Here is a 16,092-nt window from a genome sequence, read left to right on the forward strand (position 1 = left end):
GAGAGACGGCGCACCCGGGAGCGCGCGGTCCTAGTCTAGTGCCGATGCGCATCCGCTTCCCAACTGCGCCTAAACCGCCGCTGCCTGCGGTCGCGGCGCAGGCGTGGCCGCCGCATCCATGCCGACCATCCATGTCCGAAAACGGCCAGTCCGCTCCGCCGGGGCGGACTAGACTGGCGCCATGATCTACGCAGCGACCACCGACCACGCCCTCTACGACCGCGCCCGCCAGGCCCGCGACGCGCGCTTCGACGGCGTGTTCTTCACCGCGGTGCGCAGCACCGGCATCTATTGCCGGCCGGTATGCCCGGCACCGGCGCCCAAGCGCAGCAACGTGCGCTACTACCCCAGCGCCGCCGCCGCGGCCGCGGCCGGCTATCGGCCGTGCCTGCGCTGCCGGCCGGAGCTGTCGCCGGAAGCGCAGCAGCATCTGGGCGAGGAATCGGTGCGGCGCGCGCTGGCGCTCATCGCCGAGGGCGCGCTGCAGGACGCCGGCGTCGAACGCCTCGCCAGCGACGTCGGGCTCAGCGCGCGCCAGTTGCAGCGGGTGTTCGTCGCCCAGCTCGGCGCCACGCCGGTCGCGGTGCACGCGACGCGGCGCCTGCTGCTGGCCAAGCAGTTGCTGACCGAGACCGCGCTACCGATCACCCAGGTGGCGCTGGCGGCCGGCTTCAACAGCCTGCGCCGCTTCAACGCCGCGTTCCTGGAAGGCTGCGGCATGCCGCCGTCGGCGATCCGCAAGCAGCGCGCCGAGGTGCCGGGCGGCGATCTGGTGCTGCGCCTGGGCTACCGCCCGCCGCTGGATTTCCCGGCCATGCTGGCGTTCCTGCGCAAGCGCGCGATCCCCGGCATCGAGCGCATCGGCGAAGCCAGCTACGAGCGCGTGCTCGGCCCGCTCGAGGCCTCGACCCGGATCCGGGTCGAGGCCGATCCGCAGCGCCATGAACTGCGCCTGCGCATCGCCGCGGCCGACCCGCGCGCGATCCCGGACATCGTGCGTCGGGTGCGCCGCATCTTCGACCTGGACGCCGACCTGCGCGCGGTGCACGCCACGCTGGCCGCCGAACCGCTGCTGGCGCGCGCGATCGCGCGGCGCCCGGGACTGCGCGTGCCCGGCGGCTGGGACGGCTTCGAGGTGGCGGTGCGCGCGGTGCTGGGCCAGCAGGTCAGCGTGGCCGGCGCGGCGACCCTGGCCGCGCGCCTGGTCGAGCGCCACGGTGCGCACCGGCCCGGCCAGGCGCCCGGCCTGGACCGCGCGTTCCCGGCGCCGCAGGACCTGCTGGACGCGCCGCTGGAAGCGATCGGCCTGCCGCGGTCGCGCGCCGCCACGCTCCGCGCGCTGGCCGCGGCGGTGGTGGCCGGACGCCTGCATTTCCGTGCCGGCCAGCGCCTGTCCGAGTTCGTCGAACGCGCCACCGCCCTGCCCGGCATCGGCGCCTGGACCGCGCACTACATCGCCCTGCGCGCGCTCGGCCAGCCCGACGCATTCCCGGCCGGCGACCTGGTCCTGCAACGCGTGCTCGGCGCCGACGGCGCGCGCCTGAGCGAACGCGCCACCGAGGCCCGCGCGCAGGCCTGGCGGCCATGGCGCGCCTACGCCGTCCTGCAGCTTTGGCACCTGGCCGGCGATCCACCCGAGGAGACTTCCCATGACTGAGCACCGCCTGTACTACGACGCCTTCGCCACCCCGATCGGCGAACTGACCGTGGCCGTCGGCGACGACGGCGTGCGCCACATCCTGTTCCCGGAAAACCGCTACGACGCGCGCGGCCGCGCCGACTGGATCCGCGACGCGGCGCCGGTGCGCGAGGCGCGCGAACAGCTGCTGGCCTATTTCGCCGGCGAGCGCGATACGTTCGACCTGCCGCTGGCGCCGCGCGGCACCGCCTTCCAGTGCCGCGTGTGGCAGGCGCTGGCCGACATCCCGTTCGGCGCGACCTGGAGCTACGCGCAGCTGGCGCAGCACATCGCGCAGCCGCGCGCGGTACGCGCGGTCGGCGCCGCCAACGGCCGCAACCCGCTGCCGATCGTGCTGCCGTGCCACCGCGTGATCGGCGCCAACGGCACCCTGACCGGCTTCGGCGGCGGCCTGCCGACCAAGGCCGCACTGCTGGCGCTGGAGCGGCGCGGGGCGACAGCGGCGCACGGCGCGACGGCGCCGCTGTTCGACTGAATGCCAGCGCTGGCATCCCTTCTCCCGCCGGGAGAAGGTGCCCCGCAGGGGCGGATGAGGGTACGGCGAAGCCTTGGATGTTCGGGTGCGCCAAGCTATCCATGCCGACGTACCCTCACCCCAACCCCTCTCCCGGGGGGAGAGGGGCTAAAGCAGCCTCGCCACGCCGGCATCGTCAGCGACCTCGCCGCGCACGCTGGCCACTCCCTTCTCCCCTCGGGAGAAGGTGCCCCGAAGGGGCGGATGAGGGTACGGCGAAGCCTTGGATGTTCGGGTGCGCCAGGCTATCCGTGCCGACGTACCCTCACCCCAACCCCTCTCCCGGGGGGAGAGGGGCTAAAGCGGTCAGTCGCCAGAGCGACGGCGCTTCACCACCTGCGCCCGATGCTTGACGACGTGCGCCGCAGTGCGTGCGCAACCATCCGTGTCCGCCGCGCATGTCTTCGCCGCGTCACCGCGCGCGCTTTATCATGCGCCGATGACTTCCCTCGCCCTACGACTGGCAAGCGCCTGCGCGGCGCTGCTGCTCGGCGCTTGCGCCTCCACCCCCTCCTCCTCTCCCGGCACCGCGGCCGGCGCGCCGCAGGCCGCGTCCAGCGCGGCGACACAGCGGCCATTGCTGGTGCTGATCTCGATCGACGGCCTGCGCGCGGACATGCTCGATCGCGGTATCACGCCGAACCTGAGCCGGCTGGCCCGCGAGGGCGTGCGCGCGCAATGGATGACGCCGTCGTATCCGTCGCTGACCTTTCCCAACCACTACACCCTCGTCACCGGGCTGCGCCCGGACCACCACGGCATCGTCCACAACAGCATGCGCGACCCGCTACTGGGCACGTTCCGGGTCAGCGACCGCGACGCGGTCGGCGACGGCCGCTGGTGGGGCGGCGAACCGATCTGGGTCGGCGCCGAGAAGGCCGGCCTGCCCGCGGCGAATTGGGCCTGGCCGGGCGGCGAGGCGACGATCCAGGGGGTGCGCCCGAGCCGCGGCCACGCCTTCGACGAACAGGTCGCGCCAAACGCGCGGGTCGACCAGGCGCTGGGCTGGCTCGACGATCGCCACGCGCCACATCCGCAGCTGCTGACCCTGTACTTCGAACAGGTCGACGGGGCCGGCCACGACTTCGGCCCGCAATCGGCGCAGTACGCGCAGGCGATCGAGCAGGTCGACGCCGCGATCGGCCGCCTGCTCGACGGTCTGGCGCAGCGCGGGCAGCTGCAGCGCACCAACCTGGTGGTGGTGTCCGACCACGGCATGGCGACGGTGCCGGCGCAACAGGTGGTCATCATCGAGGACATGGTGTCGATGCAGGAGGCCGAGGTGGTCAGCTATGGCCAGTCGATCGGCATCGCGCCGCGGCCTGGCCAGGAGGCCAAGGTCGAGGCCAGGCTGCTCGGCGCGCATCCGCAGTACGACTGCTGGCGCAAGGCCGAGTTGCCGGCGCGCTGGCACTACGGCAGCCATCCGCGCGTCCCGCCGATCGTGTGCCAGATGCACGAGGGCTGGGACGCGCTGCCGGCCGAGCGCGCCGCGGAGAAACCGCGCACCGGCCTGCGCGGTTCGCACGGCTACGATCCGGCGCTGCCATCGATGCGCGCGGCGTTCATCGCCCGCGGTCCGGCATTCCGCCAGGGCGCGACGCTGGCGCCGTTCGACAACGTCGATGTGTATCCGCTGCTGACCAGACTGCTGGGAATTCCCGCCGCAGCCAACGACGGCGACCCGCAGGCGCTGCTGCCGGCGTTGCGCTGAGTACAGCGGTCGCGACACGGCTTGTTGGAATCCGGATAACCGGATACAGCCTCGCGTGCCTGCAACATGCGCTGCCGGGTGCCGTCGCTACCGCGACGGCGGGACGTAGCGTGGCAGCGGCGAGCGACATCCCCCGGCATGGTTGGCCATGTGCAGACGGAAGCGGTGCCATCGCGCCGTCACGACCGCATTGCGCATCGCGCGCGATCGGCGCTGCGGGCAGAGCGCGGCCCATCGCACTGCGGCCGTGCCGCCGTCGGCGGGCAAGCACGCGCAAACTGCTTCCAAGGCCGCGCTGCGCCGTCACGCCACTTTTCGCTGCGCCCGGGTGGACGTCTGCACCGACATGCGAGGACGCGGCCCCAGCCGTCGCGCCGCATGCGAACCGTGTCGGGCATGACGGATGGATGCAGCGCGAGCCCGCGCCATCGACGCATGCGACAATCCGCACATGCAGTCGCCCGATCCCGTGCCACCGCCGCGCATGCGCCAACGCCTGCACCCGCTGCTCTCGCACGAGAGCTGGAAACAGCGTGCGGTGCTGTGGGGCGGCGCGGTCGCGGTCGCGCTGGTCGCGATCGTGTTCGCCAAGGCCAGCGACGCGGCCTTCCACCTGTTCCAGCGCATCATCGCGCACTCGCCGTGGTGGGCGCTGCTGCTCACGCCGAGCGTGTTCGCGCTGCTCGCCTGGCTGACCAACGGCGTGCTGCGTCCCACCCGCGGCAGCGGCATCCCGCAGGTGATCGCCGCGCTGGAGCGGCCCGACGATGCGTTCCGGCAGGACAACCTGTCGCTGCGCGTGTCCGCCGGCAAGCTGCTGCTGACCACGCTGGCCCTGCTCGGCGGTGCCTCGGTCGGGCGCGAAGGGCCGACCGTGCACGTCGGCGCCAGCCTGATGTACGTGCTCGGGCGCTGGTTCGGCTTCCGCGATCCGCGCCAGGCCTCGCATTTCCTGCTCGCCGGCGGCGCCGCCGGCATCGCCGCGGCGTTCAACACGCCGCTGGCCGGGGTGGTGTTCGCGATCGAGGAGCTGAGTGGGCGCTTCGAGCACCGCTTCTCCGGCACGCTGCTGACCGCGGTGATCGTCGGCGGCGTGATCTCGCTGGGCCTGCTCGGCAACTACACCTATTTCGGCAAGGTGTCGGCGGCGCTGCCGCTGGGCCGGGCGTGGCTGGCGATCGTACTGTGCGGCGTGGTCGCCGGCCTGCTCGGCGGCGCGTTCAGCCGCATGGTGCTGGCCACCGTCGCCGGCAAGCCGCGCTGGCTGGGCGCGCTGCGCCGCCGCCACCCGGTGCTGCTGGCCGCGCTGTGCGGCCTGGCGCTGGTCGCGCTGGGCCTGGCGTTCGGCGCCGGCGCGTTCGGCACCGGCTACGAACAGGCGCGCAGCCTGGTGCAGGGCCACGCCAGCGTCGGCCACGAATTCGGGCTGATGAAGCTGCTGGCGAACCTGGCGTCGTACGTGGCCGGCATCCCCGGCGGGCTGTTCTCGCCGGCGCTGGCGGTCGGCGCCGGCCTGGGCCACAACCTGGCGGTGCTGATGCCGGACGTGGACCCGCGCACCTTCGTGCTGCTCGGCATGTGCGCCTACCTGACCGGCGTCACCCAGGCGCCGCTGACCTCGGCGGTGATCTCGCTGGAACTCACCGACAGCAGCGACATGCTGCTGCCGATCCTGGCCACGGTGCTGATCGCGCGCGGCGCTTCGGCGCTGGTCTGCCGCACGCCGATCTATCGCGGCCTGGCCGAGCAGTTGCTGGCGGCGCCGGCCGTGGCCGAACCCGCACCAGAACCAACGCCCCTGACCACCGACCTGGCCGGCGACCCGGGCGAGGACGATCCGCCGCGCTGAGCGCGCAACGCACCGCGCCGCGCGACGCGGTCGCGTCCATCGCGCAGGCAAAAAAAACGCGGCGCAAGCGCCGCGTTCTTCTCGTACCGCTGGAGCCGAGGCTCAGCCGGCCTTAGCGACCGTCTTCTTGGCCACTGCCTTCTTCGCCGCCGGGGTCTTGACCACCGACTTCTTGGCGACCGGCGCAGCTGCGCCAACGGCCACCTTGCTCACGTTGTGCAAGCGCGAATTGCCATAACTGGCGTTATAGCGCTTGCCCTTGGCGGTCTTGCGGTCACCCTTACCCATGCTCATCGACTCCTGAATGTGTGTGCGAAATCCCCGCGCGGTGCACGGGTTTGGCGAGGCCAACGCGGTCAGCGCCCTCGCGCAAGGCCGGCAAGCCTACCACGTGCGCTCAGTGGGCGCAGCTGGCGTCGTGCACGTGGCCGTGGTTGAGCCGCAGGTTGAGCAGGTGCGAAAGCCCGACCAGCGTGCCGCCGAAGGTCATGATCGCCGCATGCGGCGCCACCGCGTGGTGCAGCGCCGGCACCAGCATGCCGGCCCACAGCGACAGCAGGCCGACCAGCAGCAGCCCCAACGCCTGCCAGGCACGGTGCCGGCGGTAGCCCAGGACCAGGCTGAACAGGCCCAGGCAGGTCACGAACAGCACCAGCGTGCGCTCCACGCCATCGCCCAGCCACACCGACAGGCCCAGCGACGGCAGCACCGCCAGCGCCAGCGGCAATAGCGCGCAATGCACCGCGCACAGCAGCGAACCGGTGGCGCCGAGGCGATCGAGCAAGGCGCGCAGATTGGAGGTAGGCGACATGACTTCCAGCACAGTGGTGATTGCGTTATAGAATAATATAACATTACCCGGCCGGCGACCAGCGTCGCCATGCTTCCGCATTTTCGTGCCTGTCGCCGCCCCTGTGCGGCGAACGCGAGCGCCCGTGCTCGCCAGGCAATGCCTTTTCCCCTACTCGGTATACCTAATGTCCTGCTCCCGCCCCCGCTCGCTCCGTCGCACCGCACTGTCCCTGGCCCTGGGCAGCCTGCTCGCCCCGGTCCTGGCCCTGGCCGCCGATGCGCCCGCCGCCGACACCGACGCCACGCCGCCGGCCAGCGACAGCCGCCACGCCGACGGCGGCAAGCACGACCGCCACGTGAAGGACCTGGACGCGGTGGTGGTCACCGCCAGCCCGCTGCGCGATGTGGTCGGCGACCTGAGCCAGCCGGTGGAGGTCCTGGCCGGCGAGCGCCTGGACGAGAACCGCGGCGCCAGCATCGGCGAGACCGTGGCCAGCCTGCCGGGCGTGCAGAGTTCCAACTTCGGCCCCGGCGTCGGCCGGCCGATCATCCGCGGCCTGGACGGCCCGCGCGTGGCGGTGCTCAGCGACGGCCTGTCGACCCAGGACGTGTCCACCGTCAGCCAGGACCATTCGCCGGCGGTGGAATCGTTCCTGGCCGACCAGATCGAAGTGCTGAAGGGGCCGTCCACCCTGCTGTACGGCTCCGGCGCGATCGGCGGCGTGGTCAACGTGGTCGATGGGCGCATCGCCGAGACCCCGGTCGACGGCGTGCACGGCCGCGCCGAGGTGCGTTTCGAGGGCGGCGACAAGGACGGCAACACCGACATGTTCCGCGTCGACGCCGGCAACGGCAGCGGCCTGTCGATCCATGCCGACGGCGTGTACCGCAACCAGAACGACTACGACACCCCGCAGGGGCGCCAGGTCAATTCCTTCCTCGATTCCAAGGTCGGCTCGATCGGCGCCTCGCTGGCCGGCGACTGGGGCTTCGTCGGCGTGTCGGCCTCGCGCTTCCGCGACAACTACGGCAACCCGGGCGAGCCCGGCGATCCGGCCGCCGGCGAGCGCGGCGTGTCGCTGCGCCTGCACCAGGACCGCTACGAACTCAAAGGCGGGCTGACCGATCCGTGGGGCGACGGCAGCGCGCTGCGCTACAGCTTCGGCCATACCGACTACACCCATACCGAGTTCGAAGGCGCGGAAGTGGGCACGGTGTTCGACAAGCGCGCCAACGAGGGCCGCGTCGAGGCGTCCTTCACCTTCGGCGGCGGCTGGCAGACCGCGTTCGGCGTGCAGGGCACCGATTCCACCTTCCAGGCGATCGGCGAGGAAGCGTTCGTGCCGAAGACCGACACCCGCGCCATCGGCGTGTTCGCCGTGGCCCGCAACAACTGGGAACGGGTCAGCGCCGAGGTCGGCGCGCGCGTGGACAAGACCAAGTACGAAACCGAGATCGGCGTGGACCGCGATTTCACCCCGAAGAGCTTCTCGCTCAGCGGCGGCTTCCGCTTCAACGAACAGTGGCGCCTGACCGCCAACCTCGACCACGCCGAGCGCGCGCCGGCCGAGGAAGAGCTGTTCGCCGACGGCCCGCACATCGCCACCCTCGCCTACGAGATCGGCGACGCCGACCTCAAGACCGAGAAGGCCAACCAGGCCGAGCTGGGGCTGAACTTCAAGAACGACTGGGTGGATGCCAAGGTCTCGGCGTACTACAACCGCTACAACGACTTCATTTACATCGTCGACACCGGCGAGCAGTGGTTCCACGAGGAAGACAACGACTTCCTGCCGATCCGCCAGTGGACCCAGGCCGATGCGGTATTCCACGGCTTCGAGGGCGAGGCCACCTTCCACCTGGCCGACAACGACAGCGGCGCCTGGGACCTGCGCGTGTTCGGCGACACCGTGCGCGCGCGGCTGAAGGACGGCGGCAACCTGCCGCGCATCGCGCCGGCGCGCTACGGCGCGCAGCTGCGCTGGGACGCCAGCAACTGGCGCGCCTCGCTCGGCGCCACCCGCTACCAGAAGCAGGACAAGGTGGCGGTCGACGAGACCCCGACCGCCGGCTACACGCTGGTCGATGCGCACCTGGCCTATCACGTCGATGCCGGCGCCACCGCGTGGGAAGTGTTCCTGGACGGCAACAACCTCACCGACCAGGACGCGCGCGTGCACACCTCGTTCCTGAAGGACGACGTGATGCTGCCCGGCCGCAACGCCTCCTTCGGTGTGCGCCTGTTCTTCTGACGCGGCTCCTCTCCCCCGCGTCAGTGGAGGCCGCCTTCGGGCGGCCTCTTTTTTGGCGGCAGCAGGGCAGGCCGACGCTTGCAGCCACGCCCAATCCAACCCAACCATCGCAACGATGCGCGGCCACCGCGCTGCGGAACGCGTCCGGCGGCCTCGCGTGATCGGTTGCGATATGCGGCACCGGCAGCCCGCCGCCAACGCTGACCAGGGCCGCCAAAGCGGCGCCACGACACGGCATCGCGAATTGCGGATCGCGTTGCACGCGCCCTGCGGCGACGGCGCCAGCCTGCGCAGCCCATCACGCAATCGAACCCGATACCGCGCTGCACAATGGCCTGCGCGCGCAACGGCGTTACAAAGAGCGCGGCGCGCAGCCCCCGCTCGCGCCGTGCCGGCCGACCCACGCCGCCGTGCAACGCACGCGGATCGCGAGCGCCGGCACACCGTTCCGGATGAAGAAAGGAGAGATTCTTCATGAAACCTGCATTGCACCGCCGCCTGCTGCCGCTGTCCGTCGCCGCCGTCCTGCTCGCGCCGCCGGCCTGGGCGCAGACCGCCGACACGCCGGCCGCGTCCACCGCGCAAGCCGACGCCACCACCCTGGATACCGTCGTGGTCAGCGGCACCGCGCGCTTCAAGGGCCTGCGCAAGCGCGACGCCAGCTTCTCGATCACCACCGCCACGCCCGAACAGATCCAGCAGGCGGTGCCGCAGAGCAGCGCCGACCTGCTGAAGATCGTGCCGGGCGTGTGGGCCGAACCCAGCGGCGGCGGCACCGGCGCCAACATCTTCGTGCGCGGCATGCCGTCGGAAGGCGATGCGCCGTTCGTCACCTTCCAGCTCGACGGCGCGCCGCTGTTCCCGCCGCCGACGCTGTCGTTCCTGGAGAACTCCACGCTGTTCCGCACCGACGACACCGTCGAGCGCCTGGAAGTGCTGCGCGGCGGTTCCAGCCCGATCTTCTCCAACGGCCAGGCCGGCATCACCGCCAACTTCATCCAGAAGAAGGGCCAGGACGAGCCGGAAGGCAGCGTGCGCCTGACCGGCGGCAGTGACGCCCTGCGCCGCATCGACCTGTTCAACAGCGGGCCGATGGGCAACGGCTGGTACTACAGCATCGGCGGTTTCTTCCGCGAGACCGACGGCGTGCGCGACCCGCAGTTCTCCGCCGACAAGGGCGGCCAGTTCAGCGCCACGCTGAGCAAGCGCTGGGACAGCGGCGAGGTGTCGTTCTACGCCCGCCACACCGACGACAACAACGCCTTCTACACCGCGATCCCGCTGCGCTCGCGCAACAACGGCGGCGACCTGTCCAGCTTCCCCGGCCTCAACGCGCAGACCGGCACCCTGCTCAGCAACGACTTCCGCAACGTCAGCCTGCCGGTCGGCCCGAACGGCGAGACCGTGCAGCGCGACCTGGCCGATGGCCGCGGCGTCAACATCGACGTGTTCGGCGGCGAACTGAACTGGCAGGTCGGCGACTGGACCATCGCCGACCGCTTCAACGTGATGGGCGGCACCGCGCCGACCTATGCGCTGTTCACCGGCGATGCGCCGCAGCGCCTGGGCGATTTCATCGCCGGCTACGGCAGCGCCGGCAGCGCCCGCTACACCAACGGCGGCGGCGCGGTCGATCCGGACCAGCAGGTGCTGGAAGCCGGCTGGTGGTCGGTGGACAAGCGCCTGAACTCCTTCACCAACGATCTGCGCCTGAGCCGCGAACTGTTCGCCGGCAACACGCTGACCGTGGGCAGCTACTACGCCAAGTATTCCTCCAACGACACCTGGTACCTCGGCAACACCATGCTGCTGACCGCGCAGAACCACGCACGGCGCATCGACGTGGACCTGGCCGACGGCCGCCAGCCGACCCGCGAGGGCTTCACCAGCACCGCCTTCTTCGCCCTGCGCGCGCACTACGACGGCGAGAACACCGCCGTGTTCGTGGCCGACGAATGGGAGCTGGACGAGCGCCTGCGCCTGGACCTGGGCGTGCGTTACGAGCGCCAGAGCGTCACCGGCACGGTGCACGACACCGCCACCGTGGACCTGGACGGCAATCCGGCCACGCTGTACGACAACGCCACCTCGATCTCGCTGCCGAGCGCGCGGCGCATCGACCAGGACGACGACGCGCTGTCGTGGACCGCGGGCCTGAACTTCAAGCTCGACGAGCACAACAGCCTGTTCGCGCGGGTCAACTCCGGGGTCAAGTTCCCCGGCTTCGACAACCTGCGCGACGGGCAGACCAAGGTGCAGGAGGTCGACCAGTACGAGTTGGGCCTGAAGTCCGGCGCGACCGCCTACGACCTGTACCTGACCGCGTTCTACAACACCTTCAAGAACTCGCCGTTCCAAGCGTTCCTGTCCAACGGCAGCAACTTCACCACGGTCGGCGATTCGCGCGCCTACGGGCTGGAAGTGGAAGGCGCGATCCGTCCGTTCGGCGGCTTCGAGCTGGCCGGCACCGGGGTGTGGCTGGACGCCAAATACCGCAACTACCGCGAGTTCACCGGCAACCAGGTGATGCGCCAGCCCAAGCGCCAGTTCCGGCTGACCCCGAGCTACTACTGGGCGCTGCCGTTCGGCGACCTGCGCCTGTTCGCCACCTACTCCTACGTCGGCGAGCGCTTCGCCGACCTGGCCAACAGCCAGCGCCTGCCCTCGTACGACATGATCGACGTCGGCGCCAGCCTGCATGCCGGCGACCACTGGGAGTTCACCGCCAGCGGCAGCAACGTGACCGACGAACTGGGCCTGACCGAAGGCAACGTGCGCGTGCCCGGCGCGGCCACCGGCGGCGTGTTCATGGGCCGCCCGATCGCCGGCCGCCAGTACCAGGTATCGGTGGCGTATCGCTGGTAGCGCGCGAACATCTGCGCAGAGACCTTGTAGGAGCGGCTTCAGCCGCGACAGACCCTATCCGTAGCGCCTGTCGCGGCCGAAGCCGCTCCTACAGAACGCGATGCTGCGCCCTTGCGACTCCCGACTCCCGACTCCCGAATCCCGGCTCCACCGAACCCCTCCCTTCGCAATCTCTTCGCAACACCGCTGCGATGCTTCGACATGGCGCCGTCGCGCGTCCATGCACCGGTGTCGCGACGACACCGCCCACCCCAGGTCGCACCGTCCCTTCCGTTGCGCCACGCGCGCTGCGACAAGGCGGTGGCCCCAGGCAGGAGAGACCGATGCAGCACGACCCCCATCCCCCCAAGGTCGCGCCCGACGCCGCCGAGCTGCCGCCCGATGCGCCGCTCAGCGACGACGAGGCGGCGCTCGCGCGACGGCTCGGCATCAACGGCCTGTCGCGGCGCGAATTCATCGCCCTGCTGTCGGCCGCCGGGCTGAGCGGCGCCGGCGGCCAGATCGCCTTCAGCGAGGCCGCCTTCGCCGCACCGGCGAACGTGCCGCCGCCGCAGAACGCGCTGCCGGTCGTGCTGCCGGTCGTGCTGCAGGTCAACGGCCAGCGCCATGCGCTGCGGCTGGACCCGCGCACCACGCTGCTGGACGCGCTGCGCGAGCACCTGGCGTTGACCGGCACCAAGAAGGGCTGCGACCACGGCCAGTGCGGCGCCTGCACGGTGATCGTCGACGGCGAGCGGCGGCTGTCCTGCCTGACCCTGGCCGCGCAGGCCGAGGACGCGCAGATCACCACCATCGAGGGCCTGGCCGACGGCGAGCGGCTGCATCCGATGCAGGCCGCGTTCGTGCAGCACGACGGCTTCCAGTGCGGCTACTGCACGCCCGGGCAGATCTGCTCGGCGGTGGCGCTACTCAACGAGATCAAACGCGGCGACGCCAGCCACGTCAGTGCCGACGTCAGCCAGCCGGTGACCGACCTCACCGATGCGGAAGTGCGCGAACGCATGAGCGGCAACCTGTGCCGCTGCGGCGCCTATCCGAAGATGGTCGCCGCGATCCAGGACGTGCACAGCGGCGGCGCGCCGCGTGCGCTGACCTGGCGCTACGTCGACCAGTCCGAACTGACCGCGCTGAAGATGGCGAAGGAGGTGGCCGATGACGCCGTTTAAGTACCAGCGCGCCAGTTCCGCCGAGGACGCGGTGCGCCGCGTCGCCGCCAATCCGAACGCGCGCTTCCTCGGCGGCGGCACCAACCTGCTCGACCTGATGAAGGAAGGCGTGACCGGCGCCGACGAGATCGTCGACCTGACCCGGCTCAAAGGTCTGGCCGAGATCGCCGAAACCGCCGACGGCGGCCTGCGCCTGGGTGCGCTGGCCAACAACACCCACACCGCCAACCACCCGCTGGTGCGCCAGCGCTATCCGCTGCTGAGCCAGGCGATCCTGGCCGGGGCGACGATGCAGCTGCGCAACATGGCCACCAACGGCGGCAACCTGCTGCAACGCACGCGCTGCGGCTATTTCTACGACACCGCCCTGCCCTGCAACAAGCGCAGCCCCGGCAGCGGCTGCGGCGCGCGCGAAGGACTCAACCGCACCCATGCGATCTTTGGCCACAGCGAGCACTGCGTGGCGGTGCATCCCTCGGACATGTGCGTAGCGCTGGCCGCGCTCGACGCCACGGTGCAGGTGCGCACGCCGGCCGGCGCGCGCCGCGAGATCCCCTTCGCCGACTTCCACCTGCTGCCCGACGCGCGCGCCGACCTGGACAACCAGCTGGCACATGGCGAACTGATCGAGGCGATCGTCCTGCCGGCGCAGCGCTTCGCCGCGCACAGCCACTACCTGAAGGTGCGCGACCGTGCCAGCTACGCGTTCGCGCTGGTCTCGGTGGCCGCGGCGCTGGCGCTGGAGCCGGATGGGCGCATCCGCGAGGCGCGCATCGCGATGGGCGGGGTGGCGCACAAACCATGGCGCGCGCGCGCCGCCGAACGCGCACTGGTCGGACAGCGCATCGGCGAAGCGGCCTTCGCCGCCGCCGCGCAGGCCGAGATGGCCGCCGCGCGCCCGCTGGCGCACAACGCCTACAAGGTGCCGATGGGCACGCACGCGATGATCCGCGCCCTGCACCGCGCCAGCGGCAGCGATGCCGCGTGAGCACCGAACCGGAGAACCGGCAATGAACTACATCGGCAAGGAAATGCGTCGCGTCGACGGCTACGCCAAGGTCACCGGCAAGGCGCGCTACGCGGCGGAGTTCCAGATCCCGCACCTGACCCACGGCTACATCCTCACCAGCACCATCGCCAAGGGCCGCATCGTGCGCATCGACACCCGCGCCGCCGAGGCCGCGCCGGGGGTGATCAAGGTGCTGACCCATCTGAATTCGGTCAAGCCGGTGTCCGACGAGGTCAAGAAGAAAGGCGAGGACCTGTCGTTCCGCGCCCTGGTCGACGAGCGCATCCATTTCAGCGCGCAACCGATCGCGGTGGTGGTCGCCGCCAGCTTCGAGCAGGCGCGGCATGCCGCACGGCTGATCCAGGTGGACTACGCGGCGGAAACGCCGAGCACCGATTTCGTGGCGCTGCTCGGCCAGGCCTACGATCCGACGCCGAAGGAGTCGCCGCCGCCGCGCGGCAACCCGGCCGCGGCGTTCGCCGCCGCGCCGGCCCAGGTGCGGGCCGCGTACACGATGCCGATCGAGCACCACAACCCGATGGAGCCGCACGGCGGCATCGGCTACTGGATCGGCGACACGCTGACCGTCATCAACAAGAGCCAGAACGTCCACCAGGATCGCGAGCAGCTGGCCGGCTATTTCGGCATTCCCACCGAGCGGGTCAACGTGGTGTCGCTGTTCGTCGGCGGCGCGTTCGGCTCGTGCCTGCGCCCGAACTACTACACCTTCCTGCTCGGCGCGGTGTCCAAGGCGGTCGGCCGCCCGGTCAAGATCGTCTACACCCGCCGGCAGATGTTCAGCGGCCACGGCTACCGCCCCTACTACCGGGTGGAACTGGACCTGGGCGCCGACGCCGCCGGCAAGCTGCAGGCGATCCGCTACCGGCACGTGCTCAACACCTCGCGCATCGAGGCGTTCAATGAAGCGTTCCTGCGCAACGCGCGCTCGCTGTACGCCTGCCCCAACGTCGAGGACCGCTTCGAGGTGGTCGACACCGACCTGCCGACGCCGCAGGCGATGCGCGCGCCCGGCGCGATCAGCCAGATGTTCGGCATCGAGTGCGCAATGGACGAACTGGCGCATGCGCTGAAGATGGACCCGTTGCAGCTGCGCCTGGCCAACTACGCCGAGACCGATCCGGAAACCGGCAAGCCGTTCTCGAGCAAGGCGCTGCGCGAGTGCTACCGGCTTGGTGCCGAGACCTTCGGCTGGAGCAAACGCAACCCCGAACCGCGCTCGATGCGCGATGGGCGCCTGCTGGTCGGCTGGGGCATGGCCACCGGCACCTGGCCGGCGATGCAGATGCCGGCGCTGGCGCGGGTGCTGCTCAAGGCCGACGGCAGCGCCGTGGTCGGCAGCGCCACCGCCGACATCGGCCCCGGCACCTATACGGTGATGACCCTGATCGCCGCCGAATACCTGGGCATCGACGCCAAGCGCGTGCAGTTCGAACTCGGCGACACGCGCCTGCCGAAGGCGCCGTCGCAGGGTGGCTCGTGGACCACCGCCAGCGTCGGCAGCGCGATCCACGGCGCGGTGCGCGAGATCCGCGCCAAGCTGCTGGAGTTGGCCAGGCAGGACGGGCAATCGGCGTTCAGCGGCCTGGACGTGGACGCGGTGGAACTGGCCGATGGCCGGCTGCGCCCGACCGGCAAGCCCGAGGCCGGCCTGGATGTGGCCAAACTGATGCGCCAGCACGGCCTGCAGGAACTGGAGGTGGTGCACGAGTCCAAGCCCTCGGCCGAGCGCCAGAAGTACGCCACCGCCGCGCACGGCGCGCAGTTCATCGAGGTCAAGGTCGATCCGGACACCGGCATGGTGCAGGTGACGCGGGTCATCGAGGCCACCGCCTGCGGCAAGATCATGAACCCGCTGACCTCGCACAGCCAGGAGATCGGCGCGGTGGTGATGGGCATCGGCATGGCGCTCAGCGAAGGCACCGAGGTCGACCATCGCTACGGGCGCATGCTCAATGCGTCGCTGGCCGATTACCACGTACCGGTCAACGCCGACGTGCAGCAGATCGAGACCATGTTCGTGGAAGAACAGGACCGTATCGTCAACCCGCTCGGGGTCAAGGGCATGGGCGAACTGGGCATGGTCGGCATTCCCGCGGCGATCGCCAACGCCGTGTTCCATGCCACCGGCAAGCGCATCCGCGAACTGCCGATCACCCCGGACAAGCTGATCGGCTGAGCGCGGCGGCACCTGGCATCGCTGCGCCAGGCGTG

General features: G+C 70.8%; 11 protein-coding genes. 9 read left to right on the plus strand and 2 right to left on the minus strand.

Annotation, left to right across the window (positions count from 1 at the left end; translation table 11 throughout):
- The first annotated feature begins 181 nt into the window (after nt 1-181).
- From J2Y70_RS12075 to J2Y70_RS12090, 4 genes are all read left to right on the plus strand, one after another.
- Nucleotides 182-1,657, plus strand: coding sequence for an AlkA N-terminal domain-containing protein (locus J2Y70_RS12075; RefSeq protein WP_309917638.1), 1,476 nt, complete (start codon nt 182-184; stop codon nt 1,655-1,657).
- Complete coding sequence (locus J2Y70_RS12080; protein ID WP_309917641.1) at nt 1,650-2,174, plus strand: methylated-DNA--[protein]-cysteine S-methyltransferase; 525 nt, start codon at nt 1,650-1,652, stop codon at nt 2,172-2,174. The genes J2Y70_RS12075 and J2Y70_RS12080 overlap by 8 nt, the downstream gene beginning before the upstream one ends.
- Before the next feature lie 478 nt (nt 2,175-2,652).
- On the plus strand, nt 2,653-3,927 hold the full coding sequence (locus J2Y70_RS12085) for an ectonucleotide pyrophosphatase/phosphodiesterase (RefSeq protein WP_309917644.1): 1,275 nt from the start codon (nt 2,653-2,655) through the stop codon (nt 3,925-3,927).
- Nucleotides 3,928-4,378: 451 nt separating this feature from the next.
- On the plus strand, nt 4,379-5,776 hold the full coding sequence (locus J2Y70_RS12090) for a chloride channel protein (protein ID WP_309917647.1): 1,398 nt from the start codon (nt 4,379-4,381) through the stop codon (nt 5,774-5,776).
- 102 nt (nt 5,777-5,878) lie between these two features.
- Here the strand turns inward: J2Y70_RS12090 and J2Y70_RS12095 are convergent, their stop codons facing one another.
- A complete protein-coding gene (locus J2Y70_RS12095; RefSeq protein ID WP_263395108.1) occupies nt 5,879-6,064 on the minus strand; it encodes a 30S ribosomal protein THX in 186 nt (61 codons plus the stop codon).
- Nucleotides 6,065-6,173: 109 nt separating this feature from the next.
- Nucleotides 6,174-6,587 (minus strand): MerC domain-containing protein, encoded by a 414-nt coding sequence (locus tag J2Y70_RS12100; protein ID WP_263395109.1) that lies wholly within the window; start codon nt 6,585-6,587, stop codon nt 6,174-6,176.
- A gap of 166 nt (nt 6,588-6,753) precedes the next feature.
- Between J2Y70_RS12100 and J2Y70_RS12105 the strand changes: the two genes are divergently transcribed.
- From J2Y70_RS12105 to J2Y70_RS12125, 5 genes are all read left to right on the plus strand, one after another.
- Nucleotides 6,754-8,820, plus strand: a complete 2,067-nt coding sequence (locus J2Y70_RS12105) for a TonB-dependent receptor (protein WP_309917653.1) — start codon at nt 6,754-6,756, stop codon at nt 8,818-8,820.
- A gap of 474 nt (nt 8,821-9,294) precedes the next feature.
- A complete protein-coding gene (locus J2Y70_RS12110) occupies nt 9,295-11,685 on the plus strand; it encodes a TonB-dependent receptor (RefSeq protein ID WP_309917656.1) in 2,391 nt (796 codons plus the stop codon).
- Between the two features lie 323 nt (nt 11,686-12,008).
- Nucleotides 12,009-12,851, plus strand: coding sequence for a 2Fe-2S iron-sulfur cluster-binding protein (locus tag J2Y70_RS12115; protein ID WP_309917659.1), 843 nt, complete (start codon nt 12,009-12,011; stop codon nt 12,849-12,851).
- Nucleotides 12,838-13,839, plus strand: a complete 1,002-nt coding sequence (locus J2Y70_RS12120; protein ID WP_309917662.1) for a xanthine dehydrogenase family protein subunit M — start codon at nt 12,838-12,840, stop codon at nt 13,837-13,839. Before J2Y70_RS12115 ends, J2Y70_RS12120 begins: the two co-directional genes overlap by 14 nt.
- Nucleotides 13,840-13,861: 22 nt before the next feature.
- Nucleotides 13,862-16,057 carry a xanthine dehydrogenase family protein molybdopterin-binding subunit gene (locus J2Y70_RS12125; RefSeq protein WP_309917665.1) on the plus strand — a complete coding sequence of 732 codons (2,196 nt, stop codon included), beginning with the start codon at nt 13,862-13,864 and terminating at the stop codon, nt 16,055-16,057.
- Nucleotides 16,058-16,092 lie beyond the last annotated feature (35 nt).

The sequence above is a fragment of the Xanthomonas sp. 1678 genome (assembly GCF_031455575.1).
GTDB lineage: Bacteria > Pseudomonadota > Gammaproteobacteria > Xanthomonadales > Xanthomonadaceae > Xanthomonas_A.